Annotated in this window: 20 protein-coding genes and 1 tRNA gene; 16 read left to right on the top strand and 5 right to left on the bottom strand. The window is 47.4% G+C overall.

Annotated features, from left to right (window positions below):
- The first annotated feature begins 13 nt into the window (after window positions 1-13).
- The 6 genes from J0M34_08455 to J0M34_08430 are packed head-to-tail and all read left to right on the top strand — an operon-like array spanning window position 14 to window position 4767.
- A complete protein-coding gene (locus J0M34_08455) occupies window positions 14-1174 on the top strand; it encodes a class I SAM-dependent methyltransferase (GenBank protein MBN8544278.1) in 1161 nt (386 codons plus the stop codon).
- The gene (locus tag J0M34_08450; GenBank protein ID MBN8544277.1) at window positions 1167-1682 is read left to right on the top strand and encodes a chalcone isomerase family protein; all 516 of its coding nucleotides are present in this window, start codon (window positions 1167-1169) and stop codon (window positions 1680-1682) included. Before J0M34_08455 ends, J0M34_08450 begins: the two co-directional genes overlap by 8 nt.
- A 23-nt stretch (window positions 1683-1705) precedes the next feature.
- On the top strand, window positions 1706-2983 hold the full coding sequence (locus J0M34_08445) for an MFS transporter (GenBank protein ID MBN8544276.1): 1278 nt from the start codon (window positions 1706-1708) through the stop codon (window positions 2981-2983).
- Window positions 2934-3464, top strand: a complete 531-nt coding sequence (locus J0M34_08440) for a DUF3833 domain-containing protein (GenBank protein MBN8544275.1) — start codon at window positions 2934-2936, stop codon at window positions 3462-3464. The genes J0M34_08445 and J0M34_08440 overlap by 50 nt, the downstream gene beginning before the upstream one ends.
- Entirely contained in the window at window positions 3461-4219 is a 759-nt protein-coding gene (locus tag J0M34_08435) for an SDR family NAD(P)-dependent oxidoreductase (GenBank protein MBN8544274.1), read from the top strand. The genes J0M34_08440 and J0M34_08435 overlap by 4 nt, the downstream gene beginning before the upstream one ends.
- Complete coding sequence (locus J0M34_08430; GenBank protein MBN8544273.1) at window positions 4216-4767, top strand: glutathione peroxidase; 552 nt, start codon at window positions 4216-4218, stop codon at window positions 4765-4767. The genes J0M34_08435 and J0M34_08430 overlap by 4 nt, the downstream gene beginning before the upstream one ends.
- Before the next feature lie 4 nt (window positions 4768-4771).
- Here the strand turns inward: J0M34_08430 and pstA are convergent, their stop codons facing one another.
- The 3 genes from pstA to J0M34_08415 are packed head-to-tail and all read right to left on the bottom strand — an operon-like array spanning window position 4772 to window position 7580.
- Window positions 4772-5650, bottom strand: a complete 879-nt coding sequence (pstA, locus tag J0M34_08425; GenBank protein ID MBN8544272.1) for a phosphate ABC transporter permease PstA — start codon at window positions 5648-5650, stop codon at window positions 4772-4774.
- Window positions 5650-6582: a phosphate ABC transporter permease subunit PstC gene (pstC, locus tag J0M34_08420; GenBank protein MBN8544271.1), complete on the bottom strand. Its 933-nt coding sequence runs from the start codon at window positions 6580-6582 to the stop codon at window positions 5650-5652. The genes pstA and pstC overlap by 1 nt, the downstream gene beginning before the upstream one ends.
- Window positions 6582-7580 (bottom strand): PstS family phosphate ABC transporter substrate-binding protein, encoded by a 999-nt coding sequence (locus tag J0M34_08415; GenBank protein ID MBN8544270.1) that lies wholly within the window; start codon window positions 7578-7580, stop codon window positions 6582-6584. Before J0M34_08415 ends, pstC begins: the two co-directional genes overlap by 1 nt.
- A 110-nt stretch (window positions 7581-7690) precedes the next feature.
- Between J0M34_08415 and J0M34_08410 the strand changes: the two genes are divergently transcribed.
- The 5 genes from J0M34_08410 (at window position 7691) to J0M34_08390 (ending at window position 11325) form a co-directional block, all read left to right on the top strand.
- On the top strand, window positions 7691-8896 hold the full coding sequence (locus tag J0M34_08410) for a TIGR03862 family flavoprotein (GenBank protein MBN8544269.1): 1206 nt from the start codon (window positions 7691-7693) through the stop codon (window positions 8894-8896).
- Between the two features lie 139 nt (window positions 8897-9035).
- Window positions 9036-9121, top strand: a tRNA-Tyr gene (locus J0M34_08405).
- Between the two features lie 176 nt (window positions 9122-9297).
- Window positions 9298-10491, top strand: a complete 1194-nt coding sequence (locus tag J0M34_08400; protein MBN8544268.1) for a tyrosine-type recombinase/integrase — start codon at window positions 9298-9300, stop codon at window positions 10489-10491.
- Window positions 10481-11062, top strand: coding sequence for a hypothetical protein (locus J0M34_08395; protein ID MBN8544267.1), 582 nt, complete (start codon window positions 10481-10483; stop codon window positions 11060-11062). The genes J0M34_08400 and J0M34_08395 overlap by 11 nt, the downstream gene beginning before the upstream one ends.
- Before the next feature lie 68 nt (window positions 11063-11130).
- Window positions 11131-11325: an AlpA family phage regulatory protein gene (locus J0M34_08390; protein MBN8544266.1), complete on the top strand. Its 195-nt coding sequence runs from the start codon at window positions 11131-11133 to the stop codon at window positions 11323-11325.
- 317 nt (window positions 11326-11642) lie between these two features.
- On the opposite strand, the gene J0M34_08385 is transcribed toward J0M34_08390, so the two are convergent.
- Together J0M34_08385 and J0M34_08380 are read right to left on the bottom strand one after the other, a co-directional pair.
- A complete protein-coding gene (locus J0M34_08385) occupies window positions 11643-11957 on the bottom strand; it encodes a hypothetical protein (GenBank protein MBN8544265.1) in 315 nt (104 codons plus the stop codon).
- Between the two features lie 219 nt (window positions 11958-12176).
- Window positions 12177-12737 (bottom strand): hypothetical protein, encoded by a 561-nt coding sequence (locus J0M34_08380; GenBank protein MBN8544264.1) that lies wholly within the window; start codon window positions 12735-12737, stop codon window positions 12177-12179.
- Between the two features lie 276 nt (window positions 12738-13013).
- Here J0M34_08380 and J0M34_08375 point away from each other — a divergent pair, with 276 nt between their 5' ends.
- The 5 genes from J0M34_08375 (at window position 13014) to J0M34_08355 (ending at window position 21405) form a co-directional block, all read left to right on the top strand.
- A complete protein-coding gene (locus J0M34_08375; GenBank protein ID MBN8544263.1) occupies window positions 13014-15899 on the top strand; it encodes a class I SAM-dependent DNA methyltransferase in 2886 nt (961 codons plus the stop codon).
- 229 nt (window positions 15900-16128) lie between these two features.
- Window positions 16129-17226: a DNA cytosine methyltransferase gene (locus tag J0M34_08370; GenBank protein ID MBN8544262.1), complete on the top strand. Its 1098-nt coding sequence runs from the start codon at window positions 16129-16131 to the stop codon at window positions 17224-17226.
- Complete coding sequence (locus J0M34_08365; protein MBN8544261.1) at window positions 17226-19304, top strand: ATP-binding protein; 2079 nt, start codon at window positions 17226-17228, stop codon at window positions 19302-19304. The genes J0M34_08370 and J0M34_08365 overlap by 1 nt, the downstream gene beginning before the upstream one ends.
- Window positions 19305-19500: 196 nt before the next feature.
- Complete coding sequence (locus tag J0M34_08360; protein ID MBN8544260.1) at window positions 19501-20193, top strand: hypothetical protein; 693 nt, start codon at window positions 19501-19503, stop codon at window positions 20191-20193.
- Between the two features lie 3 nt (window positions 20194-20196).
- Window positions 20197-21405: a radical SAM protein gene (locus J0M34_08355; GenBank protein ID MBN8544259.1), complete on the top strand. Its 1209-nt coding sequence runs from the start codon at window positions 20197-20199 to the stop codon at window positions 21403-21405.
- Window positions 21406-21715 lie beyond the last annotated feature (310 nt).

Here is a 21715-nt window from a genome sequence, read left to right as displayed (position 1 = left end):
ATAAACTTACGCTATGCTGCATCAAACGATCACAAAACGCTTCCTGAAATCGCTAGAGCATCTTGCTTATGGTAGCTTCACCATTACAACGCCAGACGGCAAGCGCTACATCTTCAAAGGCAGCGAGCAAGGCGCCAATGGCACTATGCATATTCGTGATTGGCGCACCGTCAGCGCAATGGCAGAGCGTGGCGATATTGGACTCACTGAATCCTACCGCGATGGCTGGTGGGATACAGACGATTTAACCGCGTTACTATTGGTCGGCCTGCAAAACGAAGAGGTGCTAAATCGCTACATATATGGCAGCGCCTTCACTCGCGCAGTTACTCGTTTTTTCTATTTTTTCAAACGCAACAATCTCAAAGGCAGCCAGCGCAATATCCATGCGCATTACGATTTAGGTAATGATTTTTACGCGCTGTGGCTCGACCCGTCGATGACCTATTCCTCTGCTCTCTTTGGCGATGGCGCCTTGAGTCTAACAGATGCACAGCACCAAAAATATGACCGTATTATCCAGCGTTTGAACCAGTCATCAGGTTCACTGATCGAAGTAAGATGTGGCTGGGGTGGCTTTGCCGAACGCGCAATGGAGAAAGGCGATTACGACATCAAAGGCATCACGCTGTCTAAAGCCCAGCACACCTATGCAACTGAACGTCTTCGCGATAAGGCCAACATCGTGCTTGAAGATTACCGCCACCAGCGCGGCAACTATGACCATATCGTATCTATCGAGATGTTCGAGGCAGTGGGCGAGCGTTACTGGCCAGTTTATTTTGGTAAAATCAAAGAGCTGCTAGCCAATAAAGGACGAGCGGTTATCCAAACCATCACCGTGGCCGAGAAGCATTTTGAGAGCTACCGCAAAGGCGGTGATATGATTCGCAGCTTCATTTTCCCGGGCGGCATGCTGCCAAGCCCCGAACGCTTCGCAAGTGAGGCTCGCCAAGTCGATTTACGCGTCACAGACAGCCACGCATTTGGCCAAGATTACGCGCGCACGCTGAAACACTGGCTGGACAACTTCGAGAATAGATTAAGCGAAGTCATTCAGTTGGGCTTTGATGAAAAATTCATTCGTATCTGGCGTTTTTATCTCGCTGCATGCATCGCCAGCTTCACCGTTGGCCGCACCGACGTTATGCAGCTAGAGCTACAACATGCGTAAGTTATTCTTAGTGTTTTCTATAACCATATTAAGCATACCACCTGCATTTGCAGATGTGGTGACGCGGTACATTCCCAATGCACAAATTGTCGGCTCAGGCCGCCTTACTGTTCTGTTTTGGGATGCGTATGATGCAACTTTATACGCACCAACTAAGCGCTATGATGCGAGCAAACCCTTTGCTCTAAAACTCACCTATTTAACCGAAGCAGCAGGCGAGGATATTGTAACAATTTCTGTCGACGAAATGCGTGCCCAAGGCGGCGTGAGCGAGACAAAACTTAGCCTGTGGCTGACAGAAATGCGCCAGATTTTCCCGAATGTTCAAGAAGGGGATAGTATCGTTGGTATTTATTTACCACAAACTGGCGTCACACGGTTCTACAAGAATAATATGATGATAGGCGCGCTAGAAGACCGTGAATTTGGCAAGCATTTCTTTGACATATGGTTGGCAGAAAACACTTCAGAACCTACATTGCGTCGTCAACTTTTAGGCCTCAAATGAGCATGAAGCCATACCGCTATAGTATGCTGCTGCGTTATGGCTTACTTGCTTTACCTTTAGCATTCGCAGGTTTACCTCTTTATCTCCATGCACCTGATTTTTATGTTACGAAGCATGGCCTATCCCTTGCCACAGTCGGTGCAGCATTACTTGGCCTGCGTATTATAGATGCCATACAAGACCCATTAATTGGTGCCTTGAGCGACCGTTTTGGTACCCGGCGCATGCGAATTATACAATATGCTGCACTCATTCTAGCAGTCAGTTTCTTTGCGCTCTTCCATCCGCCCGCTTCTTATGCACTGCTTTGGTTTATTGTTTTTGTGTTTCTGGCAACCACCGCGTACAGTATACTGAGCATTAATCTGAATAGCTTGGGCGCATTGTGGGGTGCAAGCCCCTTCATACAAACACGCATCACGAGCACGCGCGAATCGCTAGGAATTATTGGCTTATTGTGCGCGGTAACGATACCTTCTCTACCCATCGACCAACCCTTCACAGTGCTAAGTATCATGCTGACGATATTGCTAATACTCGCGCTAATCTTACTTCGTAGCTGGCGTAAGCAGGCAGAATCACCAAACACCAGAGCTGTAACTTCAGCACTGTTAAGTGGCTTTCTTAGTTTTACGCCAACTACAAAATGGTTCTTTCTGGCATTTGCACTTAGCATGCTAGCTTCAAGCATTCCTGCCGTGTTAGTGATTTTCTTTGTGCGTGATTTACTTGGCGCCGAAGGCTACTTGGGAGCATTCTTACTACTTTACTTTTTAGCTGGCATCGCGGGCATACCCATATGGCAAGCCATAAGCAAACGTTGCGGGAAATGCCGTACATGGCTATGGTCTATGCTGCTAGCCGTAATCAGTTTTATTGGAGCATATTTTTTGGAAGTAGGAGCGCTAATTCCCTACGCTATCATCTGCATCACCTCGGGGATCGCTTTTAGCGCAGACCTAATACTACCGCCTTCTATCATCGCCGATCAAATTCACGCACAACCAGAGCACGACACCTCAAGCGCCCATTATGGCATGTTAGCGTTTTTGACCAAAGCCGCACTGGCACTCAGTTCAGGCTTTTCCTTACTAGTTTTGGACTTGGCGGGATTTGTCCCTGCAACACAAAATTCGCCAACGGCGCTCAACGCCCTAAGCTTGCTTTACGCCTTGATTCCATGCCTCATTAAACTTATTGCCGCCACCGTTTTATGGACACTTTCCACACGTATCACTGAAGGAGTAACTTATGCGACTCACACGTCCCCTCGCTTTGCTGGGAGCCATCCTCATGCTTAGCGGCTGTATGAACAAAGAACTTGCTTTTTATGATGGCACCGAGCCAAAGGCCGACCTCAAAGCCTATTTCACAGGGCCCATTAAAGCATGGGGCATTGTGCAAGATTGGCGTGGCCGCGTCATCAGCCGTTTTGACGTAACCATGCACGGCTCGTGGGAAGGCAATGTCGGTACGCTAAAAGAAGATTTCACCTACTATACTGGTAATACCCAACAGCGCGTCTGGACGATTACACAACAGCCAGACGGAACCTACGAAGGCACGGCAAGCGACATCATCGACAAAGCGAGAGGTGCTAGCAACGGCAGCGCCATTCAATGGGCATATCGCATGGATCTTGATGTCGATGGCGCAACCTACCGCGTCAGCTTTGATGATTGGATGTGGCAGATGAATGATGGCGTGATGATTAATCGCTCCTACATCAAAAAATTCGGATTCACGGTCGCAGAGCTAACGCTATTCATGCAAAAACAATGACACGCTATAGCAACGAAACAGTCTGGGTGATTGGCGCTTCAAGCGGTATTGGCCTTGCGCTGGCGCAGCGCCTAGCAAATGAAGGTGCAAGACTCATTGTTTCAGCACGTAATGCTGCATCGCTCGGCCAATTTGTTGCGCAGCATGGCACGCAGCATATTGCAGCCCCACTCGATATACACGACCCCACAGCATTGCAAAAAACCGCAGAACAGCTCTGGCAGCAATGCGGCACTATCCATCGTGTGATTTTTATGGCGGCCTTATACCAGCCCATGAAACTTACCGAACTTGATATGCAGCAAACACGTGACATCATCGAGGTGAATCTTACCAGCGTGTTTGAGCTGGTGCATGTGTTGCTGCCGAAGCTTATTGCGCAGCCACGCGCGCAGCTTGCACTGTGTGGTAGTGTTGCTGGCTATACGGGCCTACCTTCTGGCCAGCCCTACAGCGCCACCAAAGCCGCGATAATCAACCTCGCCGAAAGCCTACATGCGGAAGCGCCAAACCATCTGGACATCAAGCTCATCAACCCAGGATTTGTGCGCACACCGCTTACCGATAAGAATAATTTCGCGATGCCAATGATTATCACGCCAGAACGCGCCGCACAGTATATTGCCGACGGTCTGCGCACCAAGCGCTTCGAAATCCACTTTCCCAAAGGCTTCACGCGCTTGCTGAAACTACTGCGCATCCTGCCATATGGAATACGTCTATGGATTGCCAAAAAAACGGAGGGAAACCAATGAAACGACTAATTATAGGAGTGATCATGGGACTATTTAGCACGGGCTGTACGGCAGCCAACAGCAACCCGAATGCCAGCGCGTACGATTTCAGCTTCACGACGTTGACGGGCAATCAACCCCTGCCCCTCAAGCAATTTCAAGGCAAGGTGCTGCTTGTCGTTAACACGGCATCTGAGTGCGGCTTTACTAAACAATATGAAGGCCTAGAGGCACTGTATCACGCATACAAAGATAAGGGTTTGGTAATCGTCGGCGTGCCAAGCAACGACTTTGGTGGACAGGAACCTGCAAGCAATGAGGAAATCGCGCAATTCTGTAAACGCAATTACGGCGTCACATTCCCGATGGCTTCAAAAGAAATCGTCTCGGGCGATAAGGCGCACCCATTCTATAAATACGCCTATGAAGTGTTAGGGTTTGGCACCGCACCAAAGTGGAATTTCCACAAATATCTGGTCGATAAGAATGGCAAACTGGTTGATTATTTCCACTCTACCACTGCGCCAGATGATGCGCGTATCGTTGAAGCAATCGAGAAGCTTCTTTAGCGTCTTACCACTGTAGGCGCTTGCGAATGCGGTAGCGGAAATAGAGCGCGATTGCATTCATACCTAGCGTTAAAACCATCAGCACCAAGGCTGCTGCTGCTGCGTTTGCTGCAAAGTCTTCTCCCGGGCGTGAAACCCAGTTGAATATCTGAATAGGCAGCACGGTAAATGGATCCAGCAGCCATTGGAACGATACGTAGGGCGCCTCTGTACCAAGTGGCGGATAGGGCAAGAATGCGATAAAGGTAAGTGCACCAATCGTCACGACGGGTGCGGTTTCGCCCACCGCGCGCGCCAGACCAATAATAACGCCCGTAATGATGCCGCCCATCGAATACGGCACGACATGTTGGCGGGTGACTTCCCATTTGGTCGAGCCCAACGCATACGCTGCCTCACGTATCCCCGTGGGAATCGTACGAATCGCCTCACGCGTCGCCACGATGATGACTGGCATCACTAAAAGCCCAAGCGTCAATCCCGCAGTTAACACACTGCGCCCTAAATCCAGCGTATAGACAAACAACCCCAACGCCAGCAAGCCATACACAATCGAGGGAACCGCCGCGAGATTAGTCACGTTCATCTCGATCACTTTGGTAAGCCAGTTCTTAGGCGCATATTCTTCGAGGTAAATGCCCGCCGCAACACCAAACGGAATAGCAGCACAAGCCGTAACGAACATCACCAAGCATGTGCCCACCCATGCCGATAAAATACCCGCACGTTCCGCATGGCGCGAAGGGAAATGCGTAAAGAAATCCCACGATAAACGTGGCACACCACGCGTTATTAAGTCAGCGAACAACACCACCAGTACAATGAGGCCAACGAGGGTTGCCGCAAAGCCAACGATGTTGAAAATCTTATCGCCCAGACGCATTAATACTCCTCACGGAATTTGCGGCGCATAATCGCTGCGAGAATGTTAAATGCCATGGTGATCACAAAAAGGGTCAAGCCCGCAGCAAAAATTGACTGGTAGCCAATGCTACCATGCGGCAAATCTCCCATCGCAACCTGCACAATATAGGCGGTAATCGTTGCCGCCTGCTCAGTGGGGTCAATGGTCAGATTAGGTTGTTGGCCTGCAGCAATGGCTACCACCATCGTCTCACCAACCGCACGCGAAACGGCAAGAATAATCGCTGCAATAATCCCCGATGCGGCGGCTGGAAATACCACCTTAAGTGCGGTCTGCACACGATTTGCGCCTAATGCCAACGAGCCTTCACGCAGCGCCATGGGCACGGCACGCATCGCGTCCTCGCTGAGTGAGCTGATATAGGGAATAATCATCACACCAATCACGATACCAGCGCTGAGCACGTTAAAACTTGGCAGATTAGGAAAGAGTGTCTGCTGCAGCAAAGGCGTGACAAAAAACAGTGCAAAATAACCAAACACAACCGTTGGCACACTCACCAATAATTCCAAAATAGGCTTTACGGTTTCACGCACGCGGATGGGTGCGAATTCGCTGAGATATACCGCAACAATCAGACCAATAGGAAGGGCAAATGCAATCGCCACCGCAGAGCTAAGCAATGTACCGCTTAGCAATGGCATGATGCCATAGCGTGGTTCGTAGAAAAGCGGTGTCCACATCGTGTCGGTCAAGAAATCAACGATACTCACCTGCTCAAAGAATACGAAAGATTCACGCAACAAAATCACCGCAATCGCAATGGTGATAGCAATCGCTGAAAGCGCTATCGCGAACAAGGCACCCGCTACCAATTTATCACGGCGCAGCCGCGCACGGTAATGCGGATTATGCTTCGACAATACCTCAGATTTGGTGCGAATAGTCATCAGTGAACCGTCTCTCGCTCGATAATATCGTGAATCGACACGCCAATCGCAGCATGCCCACCAAATACAGTGCCCGTTGTTCTTGCCTCAAACCGCGCGAGCAGTTTTGTATATACTTCCGCAGGTAATGGCAAGTAATGCACCTCGGTAACAAGCGGCTGCCCCTTAGTCAGATAATAATGAATAAAATCGCGCACACCGATATTTGTATCTGCTGATTGTTTACTAACATATAAAAACAATGGGCGCGAAAGCGGGCTATAGCTTCCGTCTTGTGCAGCCTCAATCGAAGGTAACACGCAGCCCTTGCCACCATCCACTTTCAGAGGCTTAAGTTGTGCTGCATTACCCGAATAATAGGAGTATGGAATATAGCCAAGCGCGAAGGGGTCATTAGCAATACCCGTGACAATTACGTTATCATTCTCACTCGCCGTGTAATCGCCACGACTTGCTTTAGCCTTACCCACCGTCGCTTCAGTAAAATAATCGAAGGTGCCAGAATCTGACCCTGCGCCATAAAGGTTCAAGCGAACATCGGGCCATGACGTATCCACGTCCTTCCATGTGAGCACAGTGCCTTGAGCTGAAGGCTCCCAGATTTTCTTGAGCTGCGCGATGGTAATACACTCAAGTGTTTTATTCTTTGGGCTTACGGCAACCGTCAATGCATCCAGCGCGATGGGCAGCTCGATATATTCAATGCCACTGGTTTTGCAGGCAAGCATCTCGGCCTCAGAGATTGGGCGCGAGGCCTGCGTAATATCAATATCACCTTTGCAGAAGCGTTTAAAACCACCACCAGTGCCAGCGATGCCAACCGTTACGGCTGCTGCACCTTTTTGCTCCAACTGAAATTCTTCTGCCACTGCTTCCGTAATCGGATAGGCCGTACTCGAGCCATCAATCGCGATCATCGAGCGCTTAAAGCCATAGGCTGGCGTCATCATCGACATACCAAGCAACCCTAATATGCTAAGCGCAGAGAGGCGATTCATAAAGTCTCCATCATCGGTGACACCTACATAGAATAGGGCAGCACAATTTGCCAGTATTTCGTGCGTAGCTTGCTTGACCAAGCATCGCTGCTACTTTAGCGTAAATCCGCATGGAAAATAGGCGCAACATTGCCATTATCGGCGCAGGCCCATCGGCCTTGATAGCGGCAGAAGAACTGGCTTCGCACGGCCATAACGTCTCCGTCTATGACCGTATGCCAAGCCCAGCGCGCAAGCTACTGATTGCGGGGCGCGGTGGCTTAAATCTGACCCATAGCGAGCCGCTCGATGAGTTCCTGACACGTTATGGCACAGCGCGTGATTGGCTTACACCCGCAATTCTCGCCTTCCCGCCTGACGCACTGCGTGCATGGTGTGACGGGCTGGGCGAAGAAACGTTCATTGGCAGCAGTGGTCGCGTCTTCCCACGTAAGATGAAAGCCGTCTCCTTATTGCGCGCGTGGCTGAAGCGCTTAGAGCAGCTAGGCGTAACCTACCACCCGCGCCATCATTGGCTGGGCTGGCATGGTGATGCACTATCTTTCGACACGCCCAAAGGCGCAGTGCACATTACCCCTGACGCAACCCTGCTTGCGCTTGGCGGCGCATCATGGCCGCGCCTAGGTTCAGACGGAGGTTGGGTAAAGCCACTTACTGAGCAAGCCATTCCCATGGCAACGCTTGCACCAACCAACTGCGGATTTCATACACATTGGTCCGATTATTTTCGCACGCGTTTTGCAGGTTCGCCGCTCAAGCCACTTGCCATCACGCATGAGGGCGCCACCCATCAAGGTGAGGCGATCATCACTGCAAACGGGCTCGAAGGTGGCGCGATTTATGGGCTTTCTGCATCCATTCGCAATGCCATTAACCGTGACGGACAAACCACCATCACGCTTGATTTGCGCCCCAGCATGAGCCCTGAGGCGCTAAGCAAGAAGCTCGCCTCTCGCGGCAATAAATCACTCAGCTCCTTCCTGCGCAGCGCGAATTTTTCACCCGTTGCTATCGCCTTATTCCACGAAACCACGCCCGAACATATGCGCACCACTGCGCCAATCGCCGAGCGACTCAAAGCATTGCCCGTAACGCTGCACAGCACCGCTGGCATGGCACGCGCTATTTCTAGCGCAGGCGGCATCACGCGTGACGCACTGGATGAACATTATATGCTGCGCGCAAAACCAGGCGTATTTGCCGCAGGTGAAATGCTCGACTGGGAAGCGCCCACAGGCGGCTACCTTCTTCAGGCTTGCTTTAGCACAGGAGTCGCCGCCGCTCACGGCATCATCCGCTATCTCAAGGCTACTTAGCCAAGGCCAGCAATTAGGGTAACATCGCTAGGTTTTGCGCCAGTTTTGCAGATATTACATCCCTAGCAATCCCTAAATATTGACAACCAGTCGATATTGGCTTAGCAGAAAGTCCCTTTTCGGTGAAAAGGCTTGGTGTGGAGGGGTGGTCGAGTGGTCAATGGCAGCGGACTGTAAATCCGCCCTCTTAGGAGTTCGAAGGTTCAAATCCTTCCCCCTCCACCAGTTTAGCTTCCAAAGAAGTCTAATAGAGTCCAAGAAAGTCCAGCAAAACTGCGGTAGACCAGGCATTGTTTGTCTGATAAGTTCTCTCAAGTTCTATTACAATCCAGATGGTTTTGGGGGGACTTTTTTCAAAAAGTACCCCCATCCACAGTGGTTTAAAATGGAGGTACCCCCAAATGAGACTAACTGACCGCCAGATCCGTGAGGCAAAACCAAAGGAAAAGGCCTACAAGCTCTCCGATGGAGATGGCCTATATCTGCTGGTGAAGCCCAATGGTCGTAAGTACTGGCGCTTCAAATACCGCTTCCTGAATAAAGAGAAAGGCATAGCCTTTGGAGTTTACCCAGAAGTAAGCCTTGCAGATGCCAGAGAGCGTCGCTTCGAGGCTCGTAAGCTCAAATATAAAGAGGTCGACCCCAGCGAGCATCGTAAAGAACAAAGACGCATCGCCATCCAAAAAGATCGGGATACCTTCGAACACATTGCTCGAGAATGGCATGAAAATCAATGCAGACAGAAGTCACCCTATTATGCGAAACAAATTCTGCAGCGGTTAGAGAACGATGTTTTTCCGAGAATAGGCCATCGTCCAATAAGTAAGCTTACTGCCAAGGAGCTGCTTGAGATGGCACGTAAGGTCGAAGACCGCGGTGCCTATGAACTTGCACATCGGGCTGTGCAGATTTGCGGCAAGATTTTCCAATATGCCATCGTTACAGAACGTGCAGATCGTAACCCTGCAACTGATTTAAGGGGCTTCCTAAAGGTTCCTCAAACAGAGCATCATGCACATTTGGAAGAAAAAGACCTCCCAGAGTTCTTAAAGACACTGGAAGCGTATCAAGGCAGCGATCAAACAAAACGAGCGCTTAAATTGATGCTGCTAACGTTTGTACGCACAAATGAACTGCGGCAAGCTCGATGGGATGAGATCAGCTTTGAAAAGAAGGAATGGCGTATCCCTGCTACACGAATGAAAATGAAGACAATGCACATTGTTCCATTGTCTGCTCAGGCATTAAACGTACTGCAAATATTGCGACGTTTGACAGGTAACTATGACTGGGTCTTCCCCAGCGTACAAGGACATCATAAACCAATCAGCAATAATACCATGCTCTACGCATTATATGGCATGGGCTATAAAGATAAAGCTACTGTGCATGGACTGCGTGCAACTGCCTCGACCATTCTAAATGAAAGTGGTTTATTTGAGAGAGACGTTATCGAACGTCAGTTAGCACACCAGGAACGCAACCGCGTACGGGCTGCATATGATCATTCAGAACACTTGCCTGCACGTCGGAAGATGATGGAATGGTGGGGCAATAAACTTGAAGATATGGGATTGCATTCCAATGCCCTCTGAACCTCAAAAAACCAGACGTTATAAAGCGAAAGATCTCAACAGACCTATTATTGCTTACAAAAAAGAATTTGAGGTGCCCCCTTTGAATTTTGATGGAACCACTGAAGAGTTCTACACTCAACGAAAAGCTGAGTTCATTCAAGCAATGCCTAGCCATGCAATTGAGCGCTCACGTCGCTTTTTGTTACTACTTGAAGAATACAATATTGAAGCCGGTGAAAATCGTTGGCTACATCTTGCTATGGCACTCGCCAATGATTATGTCCCTGGCCTTCAAATTGAGTACAGGAAGAAGCCTGGCCGGAAAGATGAGAGTGCAGAATATATTCTGCTTTATTTCCAAGTACGCGATGCAATCAGCAAGTCAGGCAAAAAGCCCTTGGAAATATGTCAGAAGCTGAACAAGACTGCGCAATGGAGTCATGTAACAGCAAAAGCTCTTTATCAGAATTACCTCAAAGCAAAGAAGAGTCCTATCGTTATAGTACTCAAGGCACTCGAGAAAGAATACGGCAACAGAATAATTCCTGAATTTGAAAAAGAGATTGCTCCAAAAAATCCCAAGAAATAGGTGCTCCAGTATTCTCTGGATTCATTTGCTCATACTTCTTCCAATACGGTCTTTTAAGAGGAGGAAATATGACTGAATCATTACTCACAATATATCAAGTTATTGAGCAAACTGGATTGGCAAGATCTACAATCTATGCCCGAATGAAAGAGCAGAATTTCCCAAGACCAATTGGTGTAGGCAAACGCTCTAAACGCTGGATCAGCACTGTTATTGATCACTGGGTTGCAGAACAGATCGCAGCCTCAAAAACCACCACATAAGTTGTCAGAAGTAGACATTACACTCATGCGTCCGAAAGCTCGATCCGGTGTAATGTTCAAAGTGGTGATGGATGAGATCATAGCAAAACCACAGAGACAGCTAACGCCAGACCTCGCTATGGGGGGAGATGTTCCCCTGAACTGACAACCATATGGCAAACATCTTGACCATATGGGCCTAACTGCGACGGCGATTCCGAAGGAAACAGATATCCATGCAGAAAGGCTTGCTGCCCTCCAACGTCTTCGGACAATGGGCTAGGGCAGCTATGCCTTTTGCTCAGGCTCAAACCGAGAAAACAGGATAAAATTACTTACTACGGCCTTGGAAACTGATTTTGTGAGTGTAAAGAACTCAATATCTCGCTGAGGCGTTCTTTCAACTCTATGTCATTGATCTCAGATTTCCAGACCATCTCTAACTCCAAAAGAGTATTGATAGTCTTTTCCTGCAATTCAAACGCTGCGCGATTCCAGAATATATTCTGCGCTAACTGTTTGATTAACTCAGTACGATCATAGTTCTGAAGCTCGTTTTGGATCTGCTCAATTTGTGCCCTGCGATCTTCGTCTTTGGTCAGATCCACACATTGCTTGATTGTGAGGCAGTCCATCATAATGCTCTGGGTCATATCACCTCTGTAAGGGCTCCGATTAAGTACATGATGAGAACAATACCAAATATTAGAACAGGGTGATCTGCAAACTTCTCCCCTTTCTTACGTCTGACGAATTCTATTATTCCGAGAGGGATCATCAGCGACAAGAAAAAGGCGATTGGCAGAAAGATAATGGCAATCAGTATTTCTGCCCAGTTCATATTGCCTCATCACCTCTTAACCTTTGTGGAACTAACATTTGCTCAAATAACCTCTGAGTTTTTCCACACTGCTTTTGGAAGCACTTTTATCAGGCTCCATCATACTGATAGTGATTGGCTGATTGCCCAGAATAAGGTTGAGGGTAGTTCTCAAGAATGTCTTATCTTGATGCTTTGCGATAACTTGGCTTTCTATCGCAGACAGCCCCATAATCTCTGTTCTCTTTTTGTAAACAAGCTTGCCTCCAAAGCCTGTTAATTCTCCCGAAGCCGTATCTTCAAGCCCTTGAGCTGCATCGGGCTCTGCAAGATGCATTGAATATAATGCCGAATGAAGAACATATGGAGTTCGGTCAGCTTTGCCGCCCTGATAAGCTTCAAGCTTAACACCTTTGATTTCTGCTGTAATAAGCTCGGGCTTACTCTCAAACGTTACTTGGAGGCATATATTTCTTGCACGATACTGAACATTGTTATGGTTTGTTATGGTTTGAACAGTGGAATTGTTATGCTTACCAAGCTTTTGGGGCTCCAAGTAGTATATTGAGCTCAAAATAGTAATGCCCAAAAGCAGTATTAAAAGTACTCTCATAGCTCCCCCATCTGGTGATCGGGGAGTTTGTAAACCTATCAAGTGAAAGGTCGCGCACGTCTTTAGTCGTGAGACCTGAACATACACATGCGCCTCCTCGACCATACTGGTTGAGGAGTGCTTGGCGGTGCACTGAGACCGCACTTGATAGGGGTTACAATGCCCCACGGCTGCTATTGCGTCCGCGCTATCATTATTAGGCGAATCGCTGGCCAGGTCAATGAATTAGGTATAAGTGCGCTTGCATGAACGCATCTGCGTCACTATCGTCGCGGCATGACACCAGAGCAGTTCATCGAGAAATGGAAGAAATCAAAGCTCACTGAGCGCGCAGGCTCACAGCAGCATTTCCTTGATTTATGCCTATTGCTTGACGAGCCCAACCCCTCTGATGCCGACCAGCTAGGCGACATTTATTGCTTTGAGCGCGGGGCGCTGAAGTCCAACGGCGGCAAAGGCTGGGCGGATGTTTGGAAAAAGGGGCATTTCGGCTGGGAATATAAGGGCAAAGATCGCAACCTAGATGCCGCGTTTCAACAGCTCCAACAATACGCAATCGCGCTAGAGAATCCACCGCTTTTGGTGGTGTGCGATATGCAAAGCATCATCATCTACACCAACTTCACCAACACGGTTCAGGAGAAGCATACTATCACGCTGGATGACTTACTTGATGCGAACAAGCGCCAGTTGCTCAAAAACGTATTCTCTAATCCCGAACAGTTAAAGCCCAGCCGCACACGCGACGCACTCACCAAAGAAATTGCCAGAGATTTCTCAACACTGGCGCAGCAATTACGCGATAAGGGGCATGAAGCACACGCCGTTGCACATTTCATCAACCGCCTCGTGTTCTGTATGTTTGCCGAGGATGTGGAACTGCTGCCAAACCATATGTTCACTGAAATGCTCAAAATCTCGGTGTATAAGCCGAATGAGTTTCAGGATTTCGCCAAGCAGCTTTTCACCGCCATGAAAAAAGGCGGCCTCGTAGGTTTCCAGCGGATTGATTATTTCAACGGCGGCTTATTCAATGATTCCGAAGCACTGCCGCTGACGACCGAGCAAATCAAGCTGGTACTTAATGCCGCCATGAAAGACTGGTCAGCGATTGACCCGTCTATCTTCGGCACATTGTTCGAGCGTGGGCTTGACCCCAGCAAGCGCAGTCAGCTTGGTGCACACTATACCGATCATGAAAAAATCATGATGATTATCCGCCCAACAGTGCTGGAACCGCTGGAACGCGAATGGGCTGAGCAGAAACAAGCCATTACCGATGCGCTCACGAAATATGAGCAAGCTAAAACGCCTGCCACGAAAACCAAGCAGCGCAATCAAGCCGAAAAATTAAAACGTGCATTCATGGATCGCATCAATGCCATCCGTGTTCTCGACCCTGCCTGCGGCAGCGGAAACTTCCTCTATCTCGCACTGCAAACGCTCAAGGATTTTGAATATCGAGTGCAGCTGGAATGCGAGGCGCTGGGGTTGCCGCGTGAGTTTAACCTGCTTGGCCCCGAGGTGCTACGTGGCATCGAAATAAACCCCTACGCGGCGGAGTTGGCGCGGGTGAGCATTTGGATTGGTGACATTCAATGGCATCGCGCGAAAGGATTGGATATCTCCAAAAATCCTATCCTCAAGCCACTAGATGTCATCGAGTGCCGTGATGCGGTGCTGAATGCAGATGGCACAGAAGCGAAGTGGCCAGAAGCCGAGTTTATCATCGGTAATCCGCCATTTTTGGGCGATAAAAAGATGATTCGAGGATTAGGTGAAGAATATGTCTCTATCCTAAGAAAAATATATAAGGGTCGTGTCCCAGGCGGTGCTGATTTGGTATGTTATTGGTTTGCCAAAGCCCACCAAGCTATCAAGGAATCTGCTACAAAATACGCAGGGCTTGTTACAACAAAAACAATTGTTGGAGGAAAAAACAGAGTTGTTCTCGATAATTTATCAAATGATGCCATCATTTTTAACGCATGGAAAAATGAACCATGGGTTGTTGATGGGGCATCACTAAGGGTATCCACAATATGTTTTGCGGATAAGAAATATTCTGCAACCGTTTCCAGATCATTAGACGGTGTGGCCCAATCAGATATTTACACCAATTTATCAAGCAACCAGTCAGGCAAAGGCATAGATATCACCCTGAGTCATAAACTAATTGAAAATGCCCGTTGCAGCTATGTTGGTGTAGTCCTAGTTGGTAAGTTTGAAATTTCAGATCAAGCTGCACATGAGTGGCTATTATTACCAAATAACGTTCACGGCATTTCTAACAGCTTTGTCATAAAAAGAATTATGAATGGGTCTGATTTTGTTGGCACTTCTCCCGTGCGTTGGGTGGTAGACTTTGGTACAGAAATGTCGGAACATGAGGCAGCTTTATTTGAGAAACCTTTTGAATATGCATTGCAAAACATTAAACCGCATAGATTGCGTCTAAATAAGGATGGCTCTTTTGCCGTAAGGAGAGAAAATCATCGCGAGTACTGGTGGAGGTATGGAGAAAGTCGTCCAGCAATGCGTAAGTCTTTGTCTGGTATAAAAAGGGCGCTTGCCACCCCGATGGTTTCTAGACATCGTATTTTTTCTTGGTTGAGCACTTCTGTTTTACCTGACCAGAAACTTGTAGTTTTTGCCCGTGATGACGATGCTTTTTTTGGTATCATGCATTCTAGATTTCATGAGCTTTGGAGTATTGCTCAATGCCAAAGAATTGGGGCAGGCAATGATCCAACTTATAGTACTTCAAGTATTTTTGAGACATTCCCCTTCCCGGAGGGGCTAACGCCAAACATTGCCGCCGCTGATTATGCTGCAGACCCGCGCGCGATGGCGATTGCCGTCGCCGCCAAACGACTGAATGAGCTGCGTGAGAATTGGCTGAATCCGCCCGACCTCGTGGTAAGAAAGCCAGAGGTGGTAGAGGGCTACCCCGACCGCATCCTGCCCAAAGACCCGCGCGCAGCAGAAGAACTCAAGAAGCGCACCCTTACCAAACTCTATAATCAGCGCCCAGCATGGCTCGATAATGCCCACCGCGAACTTGATACAGCCGTCGCCGCCGCCTACGGCTGGCCAGTCGAAATTAGTGACGATGAGGCATTAAGGATGCTATTAAACTTGAACTTGCAAAGAGCGCAATAGGCTGAACTCTACCGTACAGTGAGGAGTACCAAGTGGGCGCAAGGGGTGCTAGTGAATAGGCGAGGCTCGGATGCATTCGTATCTGCAACAGGGCTACCTACAGTGAAGCAAGCAAAGAGAAGATGTGTAAAAAGTTGATGCACCTACAGCTTAACTCGCTAGAATGAAACGGACTTGCGAGCCATAGGCTCCGCAGGAAGCAAGAAGACATTATTTGGAGGATAGACCATTGACTAAGGCCCGCCCCAGATCGACGAAATCAGCGTCAAGAACATCGAAACGCAAATCGCCTATAAAGGCTTCAGTGGTTGATATCTTCTGTGGTGCAGGTGGCTTGTCGCATGGCTTCTATCAAAAAGGCTTCAAGATCGCAGCAGGCATTGATGTTGACGAAGAATGCCGGTTTGCTTTTGAGCACAACAATAAAGCCCCACTCATTCGTAAAAGTATTACGGATGTTACCGCATCTGACATCAACAAGCTTTTCATACCTGGTCAGATAAAGGTCTTGGTAGGGTGCGCGCCATGCCAGCCATTTTCGACGTATAATCAAAAGAACGATGATCCCAAGTGGCAGCTTTTGAGATGTTTTGGCAACCTAGTGGTAAAGGTCTTACCAGATGTAGTTTCTATGGAGAATGTACCAAGGTTAGTTGATTTCAAGGGCGGTAAAGTATTTCAGGCATTTGTTTCACAGCTAAAGAGAGCTGGTTACGAAGTGGCGTATGACGTCCTCTATGGACCAGATTATGGTTTAGCTCAAACACGTTCGCGTTTGGTATTGCTCGCCTCCCGCCTTGGCCCGATTTCACTGCCTAAAAAAACGCATTCTAAGACGCATCGAACCGTACAGGACGAAATTGGTCATCTGCCTTCACTTCGTCATGGGCAATGGGATGAACGTGATCCTCTGCATCGAGCTAGTCGTCTTTCAGCGCTAAACGAAAAGCGCATTCGCTCCTCTAAGCCAGGGGGTACTTGGCGTGATTGGGATTCAGGCTTGGTCACGAGATGTCATACAAAAGATGCAGGGAGGGGCTATTCCTCGGTCTATGGCAGAATGACCTGGAATCAACCATCTCCAACAATCACCACGCAGTTCTTTGGTTTTGGCAATGGTCGATTTGGTCACCCAGAGCAGTTGCGCGCACTATCATTACGTGAAGGGGCGCTTCTTCAGGGCTTCCCAGCAGATTATCAGTTTGTAAAGCCAGGCCAACCCGTGCGGCTTAAGACAGTTGGACGATTGATTGGCAATGCGGTTCCTGTTAAACTCGGCAGCGCGATTGCTCAAGCGGTGCGGAATCATATACAGGCAGTAAGCTAATGGCTAAACGTCCCCTTGCAATGACTATAAGCCTAAATGCTTTGGAGCATTTAGGAATCAATCTGTACAGCAATATTCCAGCAGTATTGTCGGAGATAGTCGCCAACGCCTGGGATGCGGATGCTCACAAAGTTAAGGTTACGATCGATAAAGATGCTGAAACCATCACAATTGAGGATGATGGTCATGGAATGAATCGAGATGAAGTAATCGATCGTTTCCTTACCGTTGGATTTCGTCGACGCGATGAAATCGGCGAGAAGACAGCTGGGGGCCGTGCGCCAATGGGGCGAAAAGGCATCGGGAAGTTGTCTATTTTTTCGATCGCCCAGATTGCTGAAGTTCACACGATTGGGAATGGCGAACGCACTTCGTTCAAAATGGATCGTGAAGTAATTAAAAAAGCTATTACTGGTAAATCCGAGGGTTCATATACGCCAGATGAACTTACAAAATCACCCGCCGATCTTAAGCAAGGCACGCGAATCGTCTTAAGCGGCATCTCGAAGTCCCTATCAGGAATGACAGTTGAAGGTTTGAAACGACGTGTAGCTCGTCGGTTCTCTATAATCGGGCCCAAATTCAAGTTTGCAGTAGAAATCAATGGTGAAGCTGTAACTCCAGAGGATCGAGGCTATCAAAATGCATTAGAATACCTTTGGACTTATGGTGATGGTGACGACTTCGCAAAGACTTGCAAGAATCTCAAGCGCCCAGCAGAAAATCGTTCAGCAGTAATCTCAGCTGCGCTTAAAGCTGCTGGATTAAAGCTCACGGGTTGGATCGGGACAGTCACTGTTCCTCACCAGCTCAAAGATGAAGAAGGCGACAATTTGAACCGAATCGCAATTTTTATGCGCGGTAAAATGGCTCAGGAAGACGTTTTAGATGAGTTCGCGCAGAAGGAAATTTATGCCGATTATGTCATCGGTGAGCTAACATGTGAAGAGCTGGATATAGACGATCAAGGCGATATTGCGACAAGTAGTCGGCAAGCACTTAAGCAAGATGATCCGCGTTTCGAGGCACTCAGAGCAGTTATTTTGTCTGAATTGCGTCATGTAGCAAACCGTTGGAGTGATTGGCGGCGCGCGGATGGTACAAAGATTGCGCTTAGCGTCCCTGCTGTTTCGGCATGGTTAGAAGACTTGCAGGGTGACACTAAGAAGAGAGCAGAACGTTGGATAGGCAGGCTCAATACCATACGCTCTGCTGACGACGACAAAAAGGAATTACTGAAAGCTTCTATTCTGGCGTTCGAGAGCTATAGGCATCGCGACGCGCTGGATCGCCTTGACGACATGAAAGATGACAATCTTGATGAAGTCCTTTCAATTTTCCGCAGCATTGATGATCTAGAGCGCAGTTATTACGGTCAGATTGTTCGAGGACGCATCAAGGTTATTAGGACGCTTCAAGAGAAGCTGAAAAGCGATGAAAAAGAGCTGGTCTTGCGCGATTATATTTATACACATCTTTGGTTGATAGACCCCAGCTGGGAACGTGCTAAGGGGACAGAGCATGCTGAAACTTTAGTACGAAAGTTTCTGGAGGCAGATACAAAGGCTCTTAAAGGACAAGATGCCAAGGATCGAATCGATATTGGCTACAGAACTACTTCTGGAAAACATGTGATCGTAGAATTGAAAAGATCATCCGTCTCTGTTCCAGTCGATAAATTAGTTGCACAGATTCGTAAGTATCGGGATGGAGCTTTGGCGGCATTATCTAAAACCGCTTTCGCTAGCTACCCAATTGAGATCATTTGTGTCTTAGGTAAGGAGCCTCCAGAGTACAAGACAAGCACTGGAGCTGCTGGCGTTACAAAGTCATTAGAAGCTGTAAATGCCAGAATAGTCTTTTATGACCAGCTTCTCACAAATGCTGAACAAGCTTATGCTGACTATCTTGAAGAGCATGTTAAGCTTGATAAGCTTTGGAACGTCTTCCAGGCTATTGAAGATTTTGCTCCTCCTGAGAAAGCAAAGGCTGCACAAGATATTCCTTCAGCTGCTCAACCTTCCAAATCTATGAAGATTTTCAAACCTAAGAAGCACTCCAAATTTAAGAAGAAATGAAGCCGCTCATTCCTGTCGATCCAGTGCGGGGGACTTACAGGGGTATCCATGTGTTTTATGAAGCGCTTATAATTTATTTATCAGTCAGTTACTCAGATATTATGAATCCTTCCCCCTCCACCATTTTCGTAAGTAATGGACAATTTGACAGTTCATCCTACATTAGGTGCCAAATTTAATTAGTATGAGGGCGAATATGTCTTCTCCTGCTTTCCTAAAACATTGGCAGCAATTACGAGATTTCTTCTCTCTTGGGGTGATTAAACTTTTCATCACTTGGTTTGCGATTACTCCCGTAGTAGTAAAGGCGCTTCATAAATTACCAGATACTATATTTATCGGTGAAAGAAGTATTCCGATCCAGGCGTCTCTTCCCTTTTCATGGGAAGTATTATGGGTCTCTTCCTTCTGCTTCTTTATTTCCTACATTACCTATCATTGGAAATGCCCCAATTTTATTAAACGCTATCACGATTTCGCTTCCTATAAATCCACCAACCACTCTCCTAGATGGATTGTTTGGGAACTCTACTATTCATATGAAGATAGCGGTGGCGAGATAATGTTGGCCGAAAGATTAATTGCAAAAAATCTTGCTAATGTAATTGATGATTCTAGTGAGATTTTTGATGAGCCTGTTGTTGAGGGAAGAGGGACGATTTGGCGCTTCTTATACAATGGCAAGAAATATGAAGTCTGCATGTCCTCAAAAGAGGATATAACCAGCGAGCGAGAACTTTTCTGGGAAATATATGCGAGATGGGCTGATTCCCACCCAAAGCCGAGAACCGTGACTTGGTTAGGACTTTATGCTGCAATTGCCCTCCTGGCTTACGTAGTTGTCCAAAATATTATATCTGTTGTGATTTACCTTTTCACGGCATCGTAACTGATGAGTTCATATAAACACTCTTTAAGCCTTACAAGTCAGTTATTCTTCTGCAGCATTCCCCTTCGTTTAGATTCCTATAATCGCTGTCAATTTGGCTGCGCATTTTGCTTCGCAAAATCCAGAGGCGGAAATGTAACAAAACCAGAAGCAGAATCTGCTAGCACTACTGCGTTTAGTGCTCGCTTGGAGCGGGTCAAAGACGGCATTATCAAGAGCGCTTTGGATGAAATGATTGAGCAGCGCATTCCTATTCAACTCGGCGGAATGACTGATCCATTCTCGCCTTGGGAGGCCTCCAAGGGCATCACAAAGACAATTTTACAAGTCGCCAATAAACACAACTATCCAATTGTCTTCAGTACTAAAGGAACTTTGATTGGGGATCCCGAATATTTAGGCCTGGTAAAAGACGGCAATTATTATGTCAGAATTTCTATGACTGGTGCTGAACCAAAATTAGCTGCCTCACTTGAAAAAGGGGTGTCTTCAATAGAGGAGCGGTTAGCTTTAATTACTAAGCTAGCAAAGTCTGACATCAACGTTTCTGTAAGACTACAGCCGATCATACCAACACAAGAACCGCACATTAGCAGTTTGATACAAAGAATTGCTTCAGCCGGTGCTAAACATATCAGTGTAGAATATCTTAAATGGCCGATTGAGAAGAATTCAAACCAATCAAATGCCCTTGATAAAATTATGCCTGATGGGAAAGCATTTTATGTCCGAAACGGGGCAACCAGGTCAGGCAGAGAGTACGTTTTGCCTGCAAAATACAAGTTACCTCATCTTCGAGAATTAAAAGACATTGCAGAGAAATGTGGGCTTGTCTTTGGATATGCGGATAACGAATTCTTACACCTCAATAATTTTAAATCTTGCTGTAACGCCGCCGATTTATTCCTCAAGAACGCAAATTTCTTTGAAGCAAATTTATTGGGTGCCATAAAAAACAGAAGCCCCCAAAATAAAATCACTTTGAATTCGATAACCACCAAATGGTTTCCTAAGAATAGTATAAATCCATATTTAAATTCTACCATGCGCACCAATGTACAGATTCAAGATTCTGGGGATTGGCAAAACATTATCGCTACTAAATGGAATAGCGATACATGGCGCGGGGGGCCAAATAGCTTTTATGGTGTAGAAGACACCAGCGAGTTAGACCTCAATGGTAATAAAATTTATTCATTATCCACTGATTAAAAGTATCTCAAGTGAGCGCACCCCATTGCACAGGGTTGCATCTGCGTGCACAGCAATGACAAAAAATCATTCTCTAAGCATATGATATATCTATGCAATTTTTGACCTCCGACCGCTTTTCATTTGACAAAACTTTTCCGTTGGCTATATGTAGCATGCTTTTATTGAGACGATCAGTGGAGCAGGAGAGTCGGAAGCCAACCGATATTTAACTTACTGCGGATTTCGTCTCGGCGATTTGGCAATCGCATTCAATACGGCTCCATTACCACCGGTTGGAAAAGCGCATCACCTACTTAACCAGGTTCAC

The organism is Alphaproteobacteria bacterium (genome assembly GCA_017302575.1).
Taxonomy (GTDB): domain Bacteria; phylum Pseudomonadota; class Alphaproteobacteria; order Rickettsiales; family UBA3002; genus JAFLDD01.
This window is presented reverse-complemented; position numbering and strand designations above follow the sequence as displayed.